The organism is Oscillospiraceae bacterium (genome assembly GCA_015067255.1).
Classification (GTDB): Bacteria; Bacillota; Clostridia; order Oscillospirales; family SIG519; genus SIG519.
Genome location: SVMS01000004.1, coordinates 36,435 through 53,630, shown reverse-complemented (window position 1 = coordinate 53,630; position 17,196 = coordinate 36,435). Strand labels below are relative to the sequence as shown.

Genomic DNA, 17,196 nt, shown 5'->3' with positions numbered 1-17,196 from the left:
AGGAAAAGCTTTATGAGTATAGAATATATGGGTTTATCCGGTATCAACGGACCCCTTGTAGTTATAGATAATGTTAAAGATGTAGCCTTTGAAGAAATTGCTCAGATAACTCTTGCAAACGGCGAAAAAAGAATGGGCAGAGTTATAGAAGTGTCAGAGGATAAAGCTGTAGTACAGGTTTTTGAAGGTACATCGGGAATGTCCCTTTCCAATAATAAAACAACCTTTAAAGGACACTCTCTTGAAATGCCCTTATCCAAAGAGCTTTTAGGGCGTGTTTTCGACGGAGCAGGCCGTCCTATTGACGGCTTGGGAGATATTTTTCCTGTTAAAAAGCAGGACGTAAACGGAAGTCCTATAAATCCTGTTTCAAGAGAATATCCCAAAAACTTTATTCAAACAGGAATATCATCAATTGACGGCTTGATTACTCTTATAAGAGGACAAAAGCTTCCTATTTTTTCGGGAAGCGGTATGTCCCATAATAAACTTGCAGCACAAATAGTACGTCAGGCTCAGATTGCAGGAAACAGCTCTGATTTTGCAGTTGTTTTCGGAGCTATGGGAGTTAAAAACGATATTGCGGATTTCTTTATAAAAAGCTTTGAAGAAACGGGTGTTTTGCAAAGGGTTGTTATGTTTATGAATATGGCAAATGACCCTATAATAGAGAGAATACTGACTCCGAGATGCGCCTTGACAGCCGCTGAATATTTGGCTTATGAGTGCAATATGCACATTCTTGTAATTTTAACCGATATGTCATCTTATGCGGAGGCTTTGAGAGAGCTTTCCTCTTCAAAGGGAGAAATATCGGGAAGAAAAGGCTTCCCCGGATATCTCTATTCCGATTTGGCAGGAATATACGAGAGAGCGGGAATGATAGAGGGTAAGGAAGGCTCTGTAACGCAAATCCCGATACTTACAATGCCAAATGACGATATAACTCACCCCATACCCGACCTTACAGGATATATAACAGAAGGTCAGATAGTGCTCGACAGAGGCTTTGACCAAAACGGAATATATCCAAGTGTTTCTGTTCTTTCCTCTCTTTCAAGACTTATGAAGGACGGAATAGGTGAAGGCTTTACAAGAGAGGACCATCCCTCAGTTTCAGCTCAGCTCTTTTCAGCCTATGCAAAGGTTCAGGAAGCAAGAGCACTGGCTTCGGTTATAGGTGAAGAGGAGCTTTCGGAAACGGATAAAATGTATATAGAATTCGGAAAACGTTTTGAAAACGAATTTCTAAAGCAAGGCTTTTATGAGGAAAGGTCTATCGAGAGAACCTTAGAATTAGGCTGGCAAATGCTTTCAATGCTTCCAAAGGAAGAATTAGACAGAATAGACTCGAAACTGCTTTCTAAATATTATAAAAACTAATTTATTGAAAGGAAAAGACGCATGGAGTATGGCATAGTTCCTACAAAAGGAAATTTACTTTCTGCTAAAAAATCATATAAGCTTGCCCTTTTGGGATATGAGCTTATGGATAAAAAGAAGAATATTCTTGTGCGTGAAATGATGGGCCTTTTAGACAGAGCAAGTGAGATACAAAAGAAAATCAATGAAACCTTTTTGAATGCATATAAGGCTTTGCAAACAGCAAATATTTCACACGGCATATGCGAAAAAATAGCCTATACAACAGCGGAAGAAAAGGATTTAAATTTAAAATTCCGCAGTGTAATGGGAGTAGAGCTTCCTATGGTAGAGCTTGAGAGAAAAAGGATAGAGCTTCCTTACGGTCTTGCTTCTACCGATGCTATGACAGACGATGCCTATTGTTCTTTTATAGAGGTAAAATATTTATGCGCCGATTTGGCACAGGTTGAAAATTCTGTTTACAGATTGGCAATGGCAATTAAAAAAACGCAAAAAAGAGCGAACGCATTAAAAAATATAATTATCCCCAAATATGAATACACAATAAAATATATAACCGATTCTCTCGAGGAAAAAGAGCGAGAGGAGTTTACAAGGCTTAAGGTTATAAAAAATCAAAAAATGAAAATTGAGGAGAAATAATATGAAATATAACACAGAGGCGTTGATACAGCAAGCTCTTGATTGCGGTTTTACTCATGCTGGAGAATTGAATATAGAGGCTCTTGTCTTTATGCCTGAGGTGCGTGAAATGTGCAGTGTTGACAGATGTCATATGTACGGCAAGAACTGGAAATGTCCTCCCGGTTGTGGTAGCATCGAACAGGCAGCGGAACAAGCGGCAAAGTATTCTTATGGAATAATAGTTCAGACTGTTGCAAAAATGGAAGATGATTTTGATTTTGAAACTATAGCTTCTGCCTCTGAAGAACATAAAAATAACTTTTATAAGCTTGTAGACGAGCTAAAAAAAGAATTTGACGATATACTTCCTATGGGTGCAGGAACCTGTACTCTGTGCGAAAAATGTACATATCCCGATGCTCCTTGCAGATTTCCTGATAAGTCTATTTCGTCTATGGAAGCGTACGGACTTTGGGTAAGTAAGGTTTGTGAGCTTTCAGACATTCCGTATAATTACGGAAAGCAGACAATAGCTTATACAAGCTGTTATCTACTTAAATAACAATTAAAATCCCGTCTGTCAAACAAAATGACAGACGGGATTTTTTGCATATACCTATTATAAAGTTTGTAAAATTTCAGGAATTTTTATTATTGCTTCGTCAAGCTTCAGAATGTTCTTGACACCTGCAGTAGCGCTGTCGGGACGGCCGCCGCCGTTTCCTTCAAATATAGGAGCAATTTCTTTGATTATTTTTCCTGCGTGTGCGCCTTTTTTAACTGCATCTGCACCGCATATAATCAAAAGTGTTGCTTTGCCGTCTACAGAGCTTGAAAGAGCAGCAACAACGTCAGGAGTTTTATCTTTGATTATATCTCCCATGTTACGTAAAACGTCAACCTTTGTGCCTGTCATGCTTGCAGAGATGAACTTGAATCCGTTTATTTCCTTAGCATTTTCAAAAATACCTTCTATGCGGATATTGGCAATCTTTGTTTGAAGCTCGTCAATTTCATTTGCCTTTTCTTTAAGCTCAGAAACAAAAGAAACAGCCTTGCTTTCAAGCTCGTCAGGGTTTTGAATTTTCAATGTCTGGCAAACATTGAAAATTGTCTGGGTACGGTTATTGAGAAGCTCAAATACACCTTCACCCGTAACCGCTTCAATTCTTCTTACACCCGAAGCAGTTGAGCTTTCGCTGATAATTTTAAACATACCTAACTGAGCTGTGTTTGAAACGTGAGTACCGCCGCAAAGCTCTTTTGAAAAATCATCAACACTTACAACTCTTACTTTGTCGGAATATTTTTCTCCGAACAGAGCCATAGCACCTTCGTTTTTAGCTTCGTCAATATCCATAACCTTTGTGATGACATCGGAAGCTTCAAATATTTTTTCGTTTATAAGAGCTTCAATAGCCTTGATTTCATCCTGAGAAACAGGGGAGAAATGAGTAAAGTCAAAGCGAAGTCTTTTTGAGTCAACAAGCTGACCTGCCTGATGTACGTGGTCGCCTACAATTTGTCTTAAAGCGGCTTGTAAAAGATGGGCTGCAGTATGATTTCTTGCAGTTGCTTTTCTTGTTTTTGCGCAAACCTCAGCAGTTGCTGTCTGATTTTGCTCAAGAACACCGCTTTTAACGGTACCTGAATGTAAAAATGCACCGCCTGAAGCTTTCTTTACAGCAGTAACTTCAAAAATACCGCTATCAGTTTTAATTTGACCGATGTCAGCAACCTGACCGCCGCTTTCAGCATAGAAAGGAGTGTTGTCAAGAACTATTATGCCTTCTTCACCCTCAGAAAGTGTTTCGCAAATATCGGAATTTTTAGCAATAGCAATAATTTTGCCGTTGTCAGATAGCTTTTCATATCCGGAGAAGGTGCTGTTAAGCGCTGTAAGCTCTGAAAGCTCTCCGTCACTCCAGGCTGCCCCCATTGAGCTTTGACGGCTTTCTCTTGCAGTATCACGCTGCTTTTGCATACAATCCTTAAAGCCTTGCTCGTCTACAAGAATTTTCTTTTCAGCCGCAATTTCAATAATAAGGTCAATAGGAAATCCGTAGGTATCATAAAGCTTGAAGGTATCTTCACCGGAAATTGTATTTTTACCGGCAACCATAAGCTTTGTAATGATTTCACTTAAAAGCTCCATTCCGTTGTCAATGGTTGCAGAAAATTTTTCTTCCTCGGAAAGAATAACCTTTTTAATATAATCTGCATTTTTTAACAGCTCGGGGAAAACGCCTTTGTTTTCATTTATAACAGTATCACATACTTCAAATAAGAAGGGCTTGTTTACACCCAAAAGTCTGCCGTGTCTTGCAGCACGTCTTAAAAGACGGCGTAATACATAGCCTCTGCCTGTATTACTGGGTAAAACACCGTCGCCAATCATCATAACGGTACTTCTGATATGGTCAGTAATAACACGCAAAGAAACGTCGGTTTTATCGTTTTGATGATACTCTGCTCCTGTTATTTTGGAGATATGCTTCATTATGTTTGCAACAGTATCAACCTCAAAAAGATTATCAACACCCTGCATAATACAAGCAAGACGCTCCAAGCCCATACCTGTATCAATATTGGGGTTTGCAAGGCGTGAATAATTGCCTTTTCCGTCGCTGTCAAACTGAGTGAAAACAAGGTTCCAGAACTCAACAAAACGGTCGCAATCACAGCCGACCTTACAATCGGGAGAGCCACAGCCTTTTTCTTCACCACGGTCAAAATAAAGCTCTGAGCAAGGGCCGCAAGGACCTTCGCCGTGCTCCCAGAAATTGTCCTCTTTGCCTAAACGAACTATTCTGTCAGGAGAAACGCCGACCTTTTTTGTCCAGATTTCAAAAGCTTCATCATCATCTTCGTAAATTGAAACCCAAATACGATCCACAGGAAGCTCCATAACCTTGGTAACAAATTCCCAAGCCCAAGCAGTAGCTTCGTTTTTAAAATAATCTCCAAAGGAGAAATTTCCTAACATTTCAAAGAATGTGCCGTGTCTTGCGGTTTTGCCGACACGTTCAATATCAGGAGTTCTGATACATTTCTGACAGGTAGTAACTCTCTTTCTGGGAGGAGTAAGCTCGCCTGTAAAATATTTTTTCATAGGTGCCATACCTGAATTGATAAGTAATAAGCTGTTGTCGTTTTTAGGTACAAGAGAAAAGCTGGGCATTCTTAAATGCTCTTTGCTTTCAAAAAACGAAAGATATTTTTCGCGGATTTCGTTTAATCCCATATACTGCATTGTCGTTTCACTATCCTTTTTAAGATAATTTAATCTATATTCAATTATTCTAACATATTAAATAAAAAAGGTCAAGATTTTATTGATAATAAAGGTAATATTATAAGCTCTTAAATCATATCATTTGAATATAGCACGAAAGGAATTAAAAAAATGCAAAGCTTTGAGCAAGCAACAGAGCTGTTGCCGTTGAATTTGAGAGAAGTTATAAATAAAACGGATATTCAAACTAAAAAGAATACCCGTGAAATAAGACTTAGGATAAATCAGCCACTAAGTCTGACCTTGGCGCAAAGAAGTGTTTTTATCAGTCAAAACGGAATAACAACAGATGTAAATAAAGGTATAAAAGTTAATAAAAGTGATATAGATGAAACCTTTTCTTTATTGTGCAGACACTGTCTTTACAGTACACAAGAGCAGATAAGACAAGGCTTTATTACAGCAAAAGGCGGTCACAGAGCAGGAATTTGCGGTACTGCAACGGTGAAAAACGGGCAGATAGAAGCAATCAGAGATATATCATCAATAAATATAAGAATAGCAAGACAGATTATAGGCTGTGCCGATAAAATATATAATGATTTTTTTAATAATGAAATTTCTTCAACTCTTATAGCCTCAGCACCCGCAGGAGGAAAAACAACAATATTGCGTGATCTTGCAAGAACCCTTTCCGAAAAAGGAAAGAGAGTATCTGTAATTGATGAAAGGGGAGAGCTGGGAGCAGTTTTTTGCGGAGTGGCGCAAAACAGATTGGGAGCATTATGCGATATATTGGACAATTACCCCAAAGCACAGGGAATTACATATGCAGTGCGTTGCCTTAATCCTCAGGCTATAATTTGCGATGAAATAGGCGCATATGAAGATTATGAGGCGGTTTCAGAGGCTTTTAAATCGGGAGTTCCGCTTATAATGAGTGTCCACGCTTCAAGCCTTGAGGAGCTGAAAAAAAGAAGAAATATATACAGGCTGATTGAAGAAGCGCTTATAAAAAATATTATAGTCTTAGAAGGGGAAAAGGCACCCGGAAAAATTAAAGAAAGCATAATTATATAAAAGGGAGTTGAAAGTATGCTTAAACTGATATGCGCCTGTGCAGTAGTCAGCGGTGCATTTATTATAGGGAATATTAAAGCGGGCGAGCTTTTGAAAAGAGAAAAAAGCTTGCTTATGTTTATATATGCAGTTTCAGAAATCAAAAGTGCTGTAAATTATTGTGCAACACCGATACAAGAGCTTTTTAAAATGCTTGATGAAAGGGAAGTTTACAAAAAAACAGGAATATTTAAGCTTGATTTTTCTCAATATGATAAAAAAACATCTCAGCTTTTTGAAGAAAAAATAAAGCTTTCAGCAAAACAGCTTTGTCTTAATAAGGATGATTTGCAAATTATTTGCAGCTTTTTTGAAAATCTTGAACAAAGCGACCGTGACGGCGCAATTGCTATATGTGAACGTACACTTTCAAACCTTGAAAAGAATCGTATACAGGCATATGAAAAATCTCTTATAAACGGCAGATTGTACAGAACCTTAGGCCTTTTTACAGGAGTGATTGCAGTATTACTTTTCATTTAAAATAAAGAAAACGGAGAATAAAAATGGAAGTAGATTTGATTTTTAAAATTGCAGCAATCGGAATTTTAGTGGCTGTTTTAAATCAGCTTCTTATCAGGTCGGGCAGGGAAGAACAGGCGATGCTGACAACCTTGGCAGGCTTAATTGTTGTAATGCTGATGGTAATAAATGAAATAAAGGTACTTTTTGACACTATAAAGTCAGTGTTCGGACTGTGAACAGCTTGATTTTACTGGTTGCAACAGGCGCATTTTTTGCATTACTTGCTCTTTTTGTCAAGGAACAAAAAAGAGAGTACGGAATACTTTTGTCAGTAGTAGCAGTAATTTTATTTTTAAGTGCTGTTTTAAAAGATGTTCAGCCTGTAATTACATATGCAAAAGAACTTTTTGAAAAATCGGGGGCAAAGCTTGAAAGCTTTGAGATTTTAACAAAGGTTACAGCAACGGCAATCCTTACGGAAATTTGTGTGGGAATATGCAGAGACTGTAATGAAAATGCTCTTTCGGTTAAGGTGGAAATGTGCGGACGTCTTGCAATGCTTGTTTTTTCTATGCCGCTGTTTAAAGCGGTTTTTGAAATAATAACAAGTATATAAGAGGAGAAACAATAATGAAAAGGATGTTAACTTTTATTGCGGTTTTACTTGTTTTTTGCGTTTTTGCCTTTGCTGTAAACGCAGAAAACGCAGATGATATCATAAAACGTCATTTGGAAGGCTCAGGAGCTTTAGATTCCTATGAGCAAATACCTGATAAAACTGCAGATGAAATAGAAAAGTATTTTGATAAAGAATTAACAGTAGAAAACGTTGAAAGCTTTTTGGATTTTAAAAAGTTTTTAAATTATATATTAAAAAGCTTTTTTAAAGTTTTTAAAAACGAAGCTGTAATATTGGGAGTAATAGTAAGCATAATATTGCTCAATAAGTTTTTTAAAAGCATTTGCAGTACATATTTCAGTACAACTACTCAGTACATAGTAGATATTGCTTGTGTGCTTACTTTGGTAGTGTCTGTTTCTGTAAATGTAACCTCTGCCGCTTCGGAAATTTCAAAAATGATAGAACAAATCACAACCTTTACACAAGCACTTATGCCAGTTATGGCAACGCTTACGGCATCTTCGGGAGAAGTTGCATCTTCTGCGGTTGTAAGCGTATTTTTGTTTATGGGCTGTCAGATTTGTGCTTATATAGCTTCACATCTTTTGCTTCCGTTGGTAAATATTTATTTTGCCTGCGTAATATTTGAAAGCCTTATTTTAGATGTTAATTTTTCTGCAATAGGAAATTTAATAAAAAAGATAATTTCAATAGCTATGGGTACTCTTTTAACAGGCTTTATTGCTATGATGTCGTTACAGTCAGTGCTTTCGGGTGCAGGGGACACTCTTGCAAAAAGAGGAGTAAAATTTGCAGTAGGAGCACTTTTACCTGTGGCGTCGGGAATGCTGTCTGAGGCTATGGAATCTGTCTTTTCCTGCGCAAACGTTGCCCGTTCAATGACCGGTGTTTTTGGAATTGTTGTAATTATTTTTATTGTTATAACCCCTGTGCTTTTGGTGCTGTCAAAATATCTTTTGTTTAAGTTTTCAGCCTTTGCAGGTACAATTTTGTCAGAAGGAAAGATTACAGCTTTTTTAGAAGGTTGTTCGGGAGTTTTTGCTCTTTTGCTTGCATTGACAATGGTTTGCTGTATAATTCTTATTTCTGCGTTTACCCTCGTTGTAATAACAATTCCAAAGTGAAAAAGGAAGTGTAAAAATGATAGCTTTTTTAAAGGAATGGATTGTAAGCGTAGCAATAATTTGTACGGCGGGCGGTATCTATATGATGCTTTGTCCCGACGGACACGCTAAAAGAGGAGTTAAGATGTGCGTTTCGTTAATTGTAATGATAGGAATTGTTGCCCCGTTTTTTAATAGTTTTGATATAGAAGCACTTGATAATATAATACCTGACACTGAAAACTCTCAGCAAACAGCAATAAATGCATCTGCTTCGGAGGTGGCTTTGGTATTAGAAAATGAAATAAGAAGCTATTTTACCTCGGAAGGTCTTTTATATAGCTATGTAAAGGTTACTTTAGATGCCAAGGAAGAAAGCTACTCAATAATAGATATAACCCTTTATTCTAAAAAAGAAGAAATGGAGAAAGCTAAAAAAATATTGACAGATACCTTGGAAATAAAAGAAACGCTCATAAATATCAAGGAGCTTGAATAATATGAATAGTGAGATTATTAAAAAAATATTTAATAAAAAAGCAGCCATTGTTTTAATAGTAGCAGGAATAGTGATTTTAGCTGTTACAGGGCTGTTTGATTCTTCTGAAAAAGCCAAAAAAGAAGAGGGTAATAACCAAGTAAATTTAAAAGAATACATAAGTGAACTTGAAGAACGCTTGAAAAAAGTTGTGGAAAGCATAGACGGAGCAGGAAAGAGCCGTGTTATGATAACTTTGAGTGAAAGCAGTGAAAAATCCTATGCAACAGAGGAAAAAAACATAACTGATAGCCAAAACGACGGAGAAAAATACAGTAAAGATTACGAAAAGAAATACGTGATAGTCAATAACAGCGCTTTGCTTATAAAGGAATTTGCACCGAAAATCTGTGGAGTTGCAGTGGTTTGTGAAGGCGGAGCAGATGCGACTGTAAGCGCAAATGTAACGCAGGCTGTTTCGGTGCTTTTGGGAATACCCATGAAGGATATTTTTGTTACAAAAGGGGCTTAAGGCTCTTAAATATAAAAAACGGAGGAAAAATATGAAATTCAGTAAAAAAAATCTATTTGTAGTAGGACTTACAGTGGTAGTGTGTGCAGCAGTCTATGTAAATTGGCGTATGACATCGCCAACAGTTCCAACGGGTACAGATGATGTTTCGTCACAAATTCAGGATGATAAGGTTTTAGGACAGGCACAATTGGTAGACAACCAAAATGTAACGGATAATACTTATTTTCAGCAGGCAAGAGTTGAACGTCAAAAGTCCAGAGAAGAAGCAGCAACAGTTTTAAAAGAGCTTTATGAGAACGAAAATTCAGATAAACAGCAAAAAACAACTGCTCAGGCAGGACTTTTGAAGATAGCCGGCGATATTGAAAAAGAAGCAACGATAGAAACTCTTGTAAAGGCAAAAGGCTTTACAGAATGCGTAGCGGTAATAGGAGATAATAGTGTCAACGTAATAGTTAAAACGTCGGGACTTAAGGAAAACGAAGCTACAATAATCAAAGAAATAGCAGAAAACGAAACAAAAATCACGGCGAATAACATTAAAATTATTGAAATAAAATGAGAACTTAACCAATCTACGCATTTAAAATGTGGGCTGGTACCCAGAATCACAATAAGAGCTGTAAAAACAAAATGTTTTTACAGCTCTTATACTATTTTATATATTCAAATTCTATTCCATATATAACAACTATGTCGTTGTCCTGAACGCCTGCTTTTTCAAGCTCATCAAATACTCCGAAGTTTTTAAGAACTCTTTGTAAATATTGCAACGACTCATAGTCAGTATAGTTGATGGAATTGACAACTCTCTTAAGCCAAGGTGCTTCCACAACATAGCAACCGTCTTCAAAGGTGATTTTAATTTCACCGTCTGTTGCGCTTGAAGGCGTGTATGGCTCATATTGAGTTTCATATACTGCAACGGGAGGAAGCTTGGAAAGCTTATCGTAAATAGCTTGAATAAGCTCGTTAATTCCTGTGTGTGCAGCTGCAGAAATGAAGAAAATTTCCATATCTTTTTCTTTTGCAAAAGCTTTTAATCTTTCAAGACTTTCTTCGTCTGCCAAAAAGTCTATTTTATTTGCAGCTATAATCTGAGGACGCTGAGAAAGCTCCTCACTATATAGTCTTAATTCTTCAAAGATTTTTTCTAAATCGTCCACAGGGTCTCTGCCCTCGCAGCCCGAAGCGTCAACAACGTGAACTAAAAGACGGCATCTGTCTATATGTCTTAAAAATTCGTGTCCTAAGCCTGCGCCTGCGCTTGCACCTTCGATTATTCCTGGAATATCCGCCATTACAAAGCTTTTTTCTTCGCCTGCTGTAACTACGCCTAAATTGGGAGTAAGAGTAGTGAAATGATAGTTGGCAATTTTAGGACGGGCAGCGCTTACAACAGAAAGTAATGTTGATTTTCCGACGTTGGGGAAGCCTACAAGACCTACGTCGGCAATAAGCTTAAGCTCGAGGGTAAGCTGCAATTCATCACCCTCTACACCGGCCTTTGCAAAACGTGGAATTTGCCTTGTGGAGCTTGCAAAATGCTGATTTCCTCTGCCGCCTCTACCGCCCTTGGCAATAGTAAAGGGGGTATTGTCAGAAATGTCTTTTATTATCTGACCTGTGTTTGCATCTTTAATAATTGTACCGATAGGTACTTTTATATAAAGATTTTCAGCTGATTTGCCTGTCATTTTTTTAGAACGTCCGTCTTCACCGTTTCTTGCTTCAAATTTCTTTTTGTAGCGAAAATCAAACAAAGTGTTAAGATTGTTATCTGCAACAAAAACAATATCTCCGCCTTTGCCGCCGTCTCCGCCGTCGGGACCGCCTGCGGCAACATATTTTTCACGGTGAAAAGAAACGCAACCGTTACCGCCGTTGCCGGCTTTAACCGTAATTGTAACTGTATCTACAAACATATAAATTTCATTCCTCCGAATAAACGGCTGTTAATATTATATACAGAAAAATCACTGTAAAACTAAACAGCTTTACAGTAAAGCATATTTTACAAAAAAACGGGGCAGACAATCGTCTGCCCCGATTATATAAGATACTACTGAGCTATAGAGTATACGCTAACTCTTTTCTTATCCTTGCCAACTCTTTCAAACTTAACCTTACCATCTAAAAGAGCAAACAATGTATCATCGGAGCCGATGCCGACATTATTGCCGGGATGGATTTTAGTACCTCTTTGTCTAACCAAAATGTTGCCTGCTAAAACGAACTGACCGTCAGCTCTTTTAACGCCAAGTCTTTTGGACTCGGAATCACGACCGTTTTTGGTAGAACCCATACCTTTCTTATGTGCCATTAGAATTACACCTCACAATAAACAAGTAATAATTGTTTTAAGTTACACCGACAAATTAAGCGTTGATAGCTTCAATTTGAATTTTGGTGTAGGGCTGTCTGTGTCCCTGACGTCTTCTGTATCCCTTTTTAGGCTTGTACTTGAAAATCTTGATTTTCTTTTCTTTGCCTGACTTGATAACTTTTGCTACAACAGTTGCGCCTGCAACGGTAGGTTCGCCGATTTTGAGACCATTGTCATCAGATACTGCAAGAATGCTGTCAAAGGTAACCTGTGAGTCGTTCTCGGCATTCAACTTTTCAATGAAAAGTATATCGCCTTCCTGTACCTTGTATTGCTTTCCGCCTGTTTGTAAAATTGCGTACAAAACAAAGCACCTCTCTTTCGATAAAACTCGCTATACGGGGTAGACAAATAGCTGTCATTTATGACCCTTAATATGCGGCTTTGCAATTATATCACATAAAAATCGTTATGTCAACTGTTTTTGAAATAATTTTTTATTTGTGAACAAATTGAAAAAAGTTTAAATTAGCTATTTATTTTATTTAATATATATGTTATAATATAAGTTATGTTTGATATATAGAGAAATGAAAGGTGGGAATAGGCATAGGGCTTTGTCAGAGAAATTTGAACAAGCTATGCTTAGAAAAAATGAAAGCTGTTATAACGGTTATAGGAAAAGATACAACAGGTATTATTGCTAAGGTAAGTCAGGAGTGCTACAAGCTTAACGTAAATATTCTTGATATTACACAAAAGGTGCTTGATGATACCTTTGCGATGATAATGATGGTAGATACAAAAAATATGACAGGTGAGTATACTGTGCTTGTTGACAATATGAATAATCTGGCAAAGGAAACAGGACTTGTAATTCACACAATGCATGAGGATATTTTTAACTCAATGCACAGAATATAGTTTTTAAACCCTATCGAAAGGAAATTTTCTTATGATAAATGCATACGATATACTTGAAACAATAAAAATGATTGACCAGGAAGACCTTGATATAAGAACAATAACCATGGGTATATCTTTGACAGATTGTTGTGACACTAATGTTTCAAAAGCTGCAACAAAAATATACGATAAAATTACATCTAAGGCGCAAAGACTTGTAAGAGTCGGAGAGCAAATCGAAAAGGAATACGGTATTCCCATTATTAACAAGAGAATTTCCGTTACTCCTATCTCAATTCTTGCAGACAGCTGTTATGACCAGGATATAACTCTGCTTGCAAAGGCTTTGGATAAAGCGGCAACAGAGCTGGGCGTTAATTTTATAGGCGGTTATTCGGCATTGGTACATAAAGGCTTTACAAAGGGTGATACTGCGCTTATTAACAGTATTCCCAAAGCGCTTGCTGAAACTCAGAATGTATGCTCAAGCGTAAATGTAGCCTCTACCAGAGCAGGAATCAATATGGATGCCGTTGCTATGATGGGTAAAATTATTAAGAAAACAGCAGAGCTTACTTGGGACAGGTCCTCAATAGGCTGTGCAAAGCTGGTAGTTTTTGCAAATGCTGTGGAGGATAATCCTTTTATGGCAGGAGCTTTTCACGGAATAGGTGAGCCTGAGTGCGTAATTAACGTAGGTGTATCAGGTCCCGGAGTCGTAAGAAGCGCAATAAAAAGAGCAGGAAGCTGTAATATAACAGAGGTTGCTGACATAATTAAGCGTACAGCTTTTAAAATTACAAGAATGGGACAGCTTGTGGCTCTTGAAGCTTCTCAAAGATTGGGTGTTCCATTTGGAATAGTTGATTTGTCATTGGCACCGACTCCTGCAGTAGGTGATTCTGTGGCATACATTCTTGAAGAAATGGGTCTTGAGCAGTGCGGCGGCTGCGGTACAACAGCTTGTCTTGCTCTTTTGAATGATGCAGTTAAAAAAGGCGGAGTAATGGCATCGTCTCATGTTGGCGGTCTTTCAGGTGCTTTTATTCCTGTTTCGGAAGATGCGGGAATGATTGCGGCGGCTTCAAACGGAAGCTTAACGCTTGAAAAGCTTGAAGCTATGACGGCGGTTTGCTCTGTAGGCCTTGATATGATAGCAGTTCCGGGCGATACCGAGGCAGATGTAATATCTGCACTTATTGCAGACGAAGCGGCTATCGGTGTTGTAAACAGTAAAACTACAGCGGTAAGAGTTATTCCTGCAATAGGTAAAAAAGTAGGGGATAGCGTAGAATTTGGCGGTCTTTTGGGAAGCGCCCCGATAATGCCGATATCTTCTGTTTCACCTGCTAAGTTTATCGGCAGAGGCGGAAGAATACCCGCACCCTTACAAAGTCTTAAGAATTAGTTTTAGTGAGGTAATTTGTTTGTCGGAGCTTTTGGTTGGAATTGACGTAGGCTCTACTACCGTAAAAGTAGTGCTTACTGATGAAAAAAACAATATTATACATAAAGACTATAAAAGGCATATGTCTGCAGTGAGAGAAAAAGTGTGTGAAATGCTGAACGATATTTCTGCGCTTTGTCAGAATAAGCAGCTTAAAGTAAGTCTTACAGGCTCGGGCGCATTAAGTCTTTCCAAAATTGCAGGTTTGCCCTTTGTGCAAGAGGTTTTTTCTTGTGCGAAGGCTGTGCGACTTTATTATCCGCAGACAGATGCGGCAATAGAGCTTGGCGGTGAAGATGCCAAAATAATCTTTTTCGGAAATTCCTTAGAAGAGAGAATGAACGGCTCTTGTGCAGGAGGTACAGGCTCTTTTATAGACCAGATGGCAACACTTCTGAATGTTACAACAGATAGATTTGATGAACTCTATAAAGAACACGAGAAAATATATGATATTGCTTCCAGATGCGGAGTTTTTGCTAAAAGTGATATTCAGCCTCTTTTAAATCAGGGTGCCAAAAAGGCAGACCTTGTGGCAAGTGTATATGCGGCAGTTGTAAACCAAACTATTGCAGGACTTGCACAGGGCAGAAAAATAAAAGGAAATGTAATTTTCTTAGGCGGACCTCTTTATTATATGAGCGGCTTAAGAGAACGCTTTAAAATTGCATTAAATCTTGATGATAAAAGTGCGATTTTCCCTGAAAACGCTCTTTATCTTGTAGCTATCGGTGCGGCGTTAAGTGCTGCACAAAATAAAAATAGCTGTACCTTTGAAGAGTTATATGAAAAAATTTCAAATGCAACAGAGGTAACAAAAAAAGGCACAATAAGTCCTTTGTTTGAAAACGAAGAGGAATATACGGAGTTTTTAAACCGCCACAAAAAAGCAACTCTTGTAAAGGGTGATATTTCAACCTATAAGGGTAAGGCTTATTTGGGAATTGATGCGGGAAGCACTACTACCAAGCTTGTTTTGATTTCGGAAAACAATGAGATATTATTTGAATATTATAACAATAATAACGCAAATCCTGTAAAAACGGTTAAAAAGCAATTCGAAAAGCTTTTGCCGATGTTAGAAAACAGAATAGAAATTTGTGGCTCTGCAGTTACAGGCTACGGAGAAGAGCTCATAAAAAGTGCCTTTGGTGTGGATTTAGGGCTTGTAGAAACAATAGCGCATCTTACAGCGGCACAGTATTTTAAAAAAGACGTAGATTTTATTCTTGATATAGGTGGACAGGATATAAAATGCTTCTCTATAAATAACGGAGTTATTGACAGTATAATGCTCAATGAAGCCTGTTCGTCGGGCTGTGGCTCATTTTTGGAAACCTATGCAAAAGTCCTTTCTTTTACGGCAGAGGAGTTCGGCAAAAAAGCTCTTTTTGCTAAAAACCCCGTAGATTTAGGCTCAAGATGCACCGTGTTTATGAATTCTTCAATTAAGCAAGCGCAAAAAGACGGCGCACAGGTTGAGGACATTTCGGCAGGTCTTGCAATTTCAGTTGTAAAAAATGCACTTTACAAGGTAATAAGAATAAATAATCTTGCCGAAATAAAAAGCAACATAGTTGTTCAAGGCGGTACTTTCTATAACGATGCAGTGCTCAGAGCCTTTGAAAGAGAAATAGGTAAAAATGTTGTACGTCCCGATATTGCAGGACTTATGGGCGCTTTCGGCGCGGCTCTTTATGCTAAAAAGCATTCAAAAGGAAAAAGCTCTTTGATTACAGCTGATAAGCTTGCTGAGTTTACCCATACAACTAAAACAACAGTTTGTAAAGGCTGTACCAATCATTGTCCTCTTACCGTTAATTATTTTGGTGACAAAAAAGGATATATTTCGGGAAACAGATGCGAAAAGCCTTTGGGAAAAACAAGTGATAAAAATCTCATAAATCTTTATGATTTTAAATATAAAAAGCTTATGTCTTTAAAATCAGAGGGCAGCAGAGGAAAAATCGGTATTCCTATGGGGCTGAATATGTATGAAAATCTGCCTTTTTGGTTTGCTTTTTGGAATGAGCTTGGCTTTGAGGTTGTTATAAGTGAGCATACAACTAAGCAGACATATTTAAAAGGACAAAGCTCTATCCCGTCAGATACCGTGTGTTATCCTGCAAAGCTTATGCACGGTGCTGTTGAAAGCTTGCTTGAAAAAGGGATTACGGATATCTTCTATCCTTGTTTGCCTTATAATTTTGATGAGCATATGAGCGATAATTGCTATAACTGTCCCGTTGTTGCATATTATCCTGAGCTTTTAAATGCTAATATGGAATCTCTTTCGGGAATTCGTTTTATAAATCCTTATTTGGCAATTAACAGAAAGAAAACCTTTAAAAAAGGTGCTTATAACGAGCTGTCAAAATATTTTGATGTTACTAAAAAGCAAATAGAAAAAGCTACCGAGCAAGCATATAGTGCATACGATGCTTACAGAAAAGAAATTCGTGAGCAGGGCGAAAAGGCTTTAAAAATCGCAAAAGAAGAAAATTTACCCGTAATTATTCTTGCTTCACGACCTTATCATATAGACCCTGAGATAAATCACGGTATTCCTGCTTTGCTTACCTCTTTAGGCTTTATAGTTGTAAGTGAGGACAGCGTTTATCATCTTGTTGATAAAAAGGCAGAGGTAAAGGTACTTAATCAGTGGACATATCATTCAAGAATGTATAATGCTGCTAAGCTTACTACTACTCTTGAAAATGCACAAATGGTACAGCTTGTTTCCTTTGGCTGCGGTATTGATGCTATTACAAGTGATGAAATAAAAGAAATTTTAGAGAGTAAGGGCAAGCTTTATACACAGCTTAAGATTGATGAAATAAACAATCTGGGCGCTGTTAAAATTCGTTTGAGAAGCTTGCAGGCAGCTATGAACATAAGAGAAGACTAATAAAAGGTGAAACGGAGTACA

18 protein-coding genes are annotated in these 17,196 nt (G+C 37.7%); 14 read left to right on the top strand and 4 right to left on the bottom strand.

Translation table 11 applies throughout. The features are described 5' to 3' along the window. Positions 1-12 precede the first annotated feature (12 nt). Genes E7480_01995 through E7480_01985 form a run of 3 tightly spaced genes read left to right on the top strand, consistent with a single transcriptional unit; the run spans position 13 to position 2,572 of the window. Positions 13-1,383: a V-type ATP synthase subunit B gene (locus E7480_01995; protein MBE6903362.1), complete on the top strand. Its 1,371-nt coding sequence runs from the start codon at positions 13-15 to the stop codon at positions 1,381-1,383. Between the two features lie 21 nt (positions 1,384-1,404). Continuing rightward, on the top strand, positions 1,405-2,028 hold the full coding sequence (locus tag E7480_01990; GenBank protein MBE6903361.1) for a V-type ATP synthase subunit D: 624 nt from the start codon (positions 1,405-1,407) through the stop codon (positions 2,026-2,028). A gap of 1 nt (position 2,029) precedes the next feature. After that, positions 2,030-2,572: a DUF2284 domain-containing protein gene (locus E7480_01985; protein MBE6903360.1), complete on the top strand. Its 543-nt coding sequence runs from the start codon at positions 2,030-2,032 to the stop codon at positions 2,570-2,572. 57 nt (positions 2,573-2,629) lie between these two features. On the opposite strand, the gene alaS is transcribed toward E7480_01985, so the two are convergent. Next, positions 2,630-5,263: an alanine--tRNA ligase gene (alaS, locus tag E7480_01980; GenBank protein MBE6903359.1), complete on the bottom strand. Its 2,634-nt coding sequence runs from the start codon at positions 5,261-5,263 to the stop codon at positions 2,630-2,632. 153 nt (positions 5,264-5,416) lie between these two features. Here alaS and E7480_01975 point away from each other — a divergent pair, with 153 nt between their 5' ends. The 8 genes from E7480_01975 to E7480_01940 are packed head-to-tail and all read left to right on the top strand — an operon-like array spanning position 5,417 to position 10,150. Continuing rightward, positions 5,417-6,325: a stage III sporulation protein AA gene (locus tag E7480_01975; protein MBE6903358.1), complete on the top strand. Its 909-nt coding sequence runs from the start codon at positions 5,417-5,419 to the stop codon at positions 6,323-6,325. A gap of 15 nt (positions 6,326-6,340) precedes the next feature. Beyond that, positions 6,341-6,847, top strand: coding sequence for a hypothetical protein (locus E7480_01970; protein MBE6903357.1), 507 nt, complete (start codon positions 6,341-6,343; stop codon positions 6,845-6,847). Between the two features lie 23 nt (positions 6,848-6,870). After that, the gene (gene spoIIIAC / locus E7480_01965) at positions 6,871-7,065 is read left to right on the top strand and encodes a stage III sporulation protein AC (GenBank protein MBE6903356.1); all 195 of its coding nucleotides are present in this window, start codon (positions 6,871-6,873) and stop codon (positions 7,063-7,065) included. Beyond that, positions 7,062-7,445 carry a hypothetical protein gene (locus E7480_01960; protein ID MBE6903355.1) on the top strand — a complete coding sequence of 128 codons (384 nt, stop codon included), beginning with the start codon at positions 7,062-7,064 and terminating at the stop codon, positions 7,443-7,445. Before spoIIIAC ends, E7480_01960 begins: the two co-directional genes overlap by 4 nt. 14 nt (positions 7,446-7,459) lie before the next feature. Beyond that, complete coding sequence (locus E7480_01955; GenBank protein ID MBE6903354.1) at positions 7,460-8,596, top strand: hypothetical protein; 1,137 nt, start codon at positions 7,460-7,462, stop codon at positions 8,594-8,596. 16 nt (positions 8,597-8,612) lie between these two features. Next, positions 8,613-9,074, top strand: a complete 462-nt coding sequence (locus tag E7480_01950) for a hypothetical protein (GenBank protein ID MBE6903353.1) — start codon at positions 8,613-8,615, stop codon at positions 9,072-9,074. A 1-nt stretch (position 9,075) separates the two neighbouring features. After that, entirely contained in the window at positions 9,076-9,585 is a 510-nt protein-coding gene (locus E7480_01945) for a hypothetical protein (GenBank protein MBE6903352.1), read from the top strand. A 31-nt stretch (positions 9,586-9,616) separates the two neighbouring features. After that, positions 9,617-10,150 carry a SpoIIIAH-like family protein gene (locus tag E7480_01940; GenBank protein ID MBE6903351.1) on the top strand — a complete coding sequence of 178 codons (534 nt, stop codon included), beginning with the start codon at positions 9,617-9,619 and terminating at the stop codon, positions 10,148-10,150. A gap of 91 nt (positions 10,151-10,241) precedes the next feature. On the opposite strand, the gene obgE is transcribed toward E7480_01940, so the two are convergent. The 3 genes from obgE to rplU all read right to left on the bottom strand — a co-directional run bounded on the left by obgE (position 10,242) and on the right by rplU (position 12,278). Beyond that, entirely contained in the window at positions 10,242-11,513 is a 1,272-nt protein-coding gene (gene obgE, locus E7480_01935) for a GTPase ObgE (GenBank protein ID MBE6903350.1), read from the bottom strand. A 137-nt stretch (positions 11,514-11,650) separates the two neighbouring features. Further along, positions 11,651-11,911 carry a 50S ribosomal protein L27 gene (locus E7480_01930; protein MBE6903349.1) on the bottom strand — a complete coding sequence of 87 codons (261 nt, stop codon included), beginning with the start codon at positions 11,909-11,911 and terminating at the stop codon, positions 11,651-11,653. A 55-nt stretch (positions 11,912-11,966) separates the two neighbouring features. Continuing rightward, positions 11,967-12,278 (bottom strand): 50S ribosomal protein L21, encoded by a 312-nt coding sequence (rplU, locus tag E7480_01925; protein ID MBE6903348.1) that lies wholly within the window; start codon positions 12,276-12,278, stop codon positions 11,967-11,969. 290 nt (positions 12,279-12,568) lie between these two features. Between rplU and E7480_01920 the strand changes: the two genes are divergently transcribed. Genes E7480_01920 through E7480_01910 form a run of 3 tightly spaced genes read left to right on the top strand, consistent with a single transcriptional unit; the run spans position 12,569 to position 17,175 of the window. Beyond that, positions 12,569-12,838 (top strand): ACT domain-containing protein, encoded by a 270-nt coding sequence (locus E7480_01920; GenBank protein MBE6903347.1) that lies wholly within the window; start codon positions 12,569-12,571, stop codon positions 12,836-12,838. Between the two features lie 31 nt (positions 12,839-12,869). Continuing rightward, positions 12,870-14,228 (top strand): PFL family protein, encoded by a 1,359-nt coding sequence (locus E7480_01915; GenBank protein ID MBE6903346.1) that lies wholly within the window; start codon positions 12,870-12,872, stop codon positions 14,226-14,228. A 13-nt stretch (positions 14,229-14,241) separates the two neighbouring features. Then, positions 14,242-17,175: a 2-hydroxyglutaryl-CoA dehydratase gene (locus tag E7480_01910; GenBank protein MBE6903345.1), complete on the top strand. Its 2,934-nt coding sequence runs from the start codon at positions 14,242-14,244 to the stop codon at positions 17,173-17,175. Positions 17,176-17,196 lie beyond the last annotated feature (21 nt).

Coding starts and splice junctions, on each gene's coding strand:
- E7480_01995 (MBE6903362.1), top strand. CDS start 13: ATGAGTATAGAATATATGGGTTTATCCGGTATCAACGGACCCCTTGTA.
- E7480_01990 (MBE6903361.1), top strand. CDS start 1,405: ATGGAGTATGGCATAGTTCCTACAAAAGGAAATTTACTTTCTGCTAAA.
- E7480_01985 (MBE6903360.1), top strand. CDS start 2,030: ATGAAATATAACACAGAGGCGTTGATACAGCAAGCTCTTGATTGCGGT.
- alaS (MBE6903359.1), bottom strand. CDS start 5,263: ATGCAGTATATGGGATTAAACGAAATCCGCGAAAAATATCTTTCGTTT.
- E7480_01975 (MBE6903358.1), top strand. CDS start 5,417: ATGCAAAGCTTTGAGCAAGCAACAGAGCTGTTGCCGTTGAATTTGAGA.
- E7480_01970 (MBE6903357.1), top strand. CDS start 6,341: ATGCTTAAACTGATATGCGCCTGTGCAGTAGTCAGCGGTGCATTTATT.
- spoIIIAC (MBE6903356.1), top strand. CDS start 6,871: ATGGAAGTAGATTTGATTTTTAAAATTGCAGCAATCGGAATTTTAGTG.
- E7480_01955 (MBE6903354.1), top strand. CDS start 7,460: ATGAAAAGGATGTTAACTTTTATTGCGGTTTTACTTGTTTTTTGCGTT.
- E7480_01950 (MBE6903353.1), top strand. CDS start 8,613: ATGATAGCTTTTTTAAAGGAATGGATTGTAAGCGTAGCAATAATTTGT.
- E7480_01945 (MBE6903352.1), top strand. CDS start 9,076: ATGAATAGTGAGATTATTAAAAAAATATTTAATAAAAAAGCAGCCATT.
- E7480_01940 (MBE6903351.1), top strand. CDS start 9,617: ATGAAATTCAGTAAAAAAAATCTATTTGTAGTAGGACTTACAGTGGTA.
- obgE (MBE6903350.1), bottom strand. CDS start 11,513: ATGTTTGTAGATACAGTTACAATTACGGTTAAAGCCGGCAACGGCGGT.
- E7480_01930 (MBE6903349.1), bottom strand. CDS start 11,911: ATGGCACATAAGAAAGGTATGGGTTCTACCAAAAACGGTCGTGATTCC.
- E7480_01920 (MBE6903347.1), top strand. CDS start 12,569: ATGAAAGCTGTTATAACGGTTATAGGAAAAGATACAACAGGTATTATT.
- E7480_01915 (MBE6903346.1), top strand. CDS start 12,870: ATGATAAATGCATACGATATACTTGAAACAATAAAAATGATTGACCAG.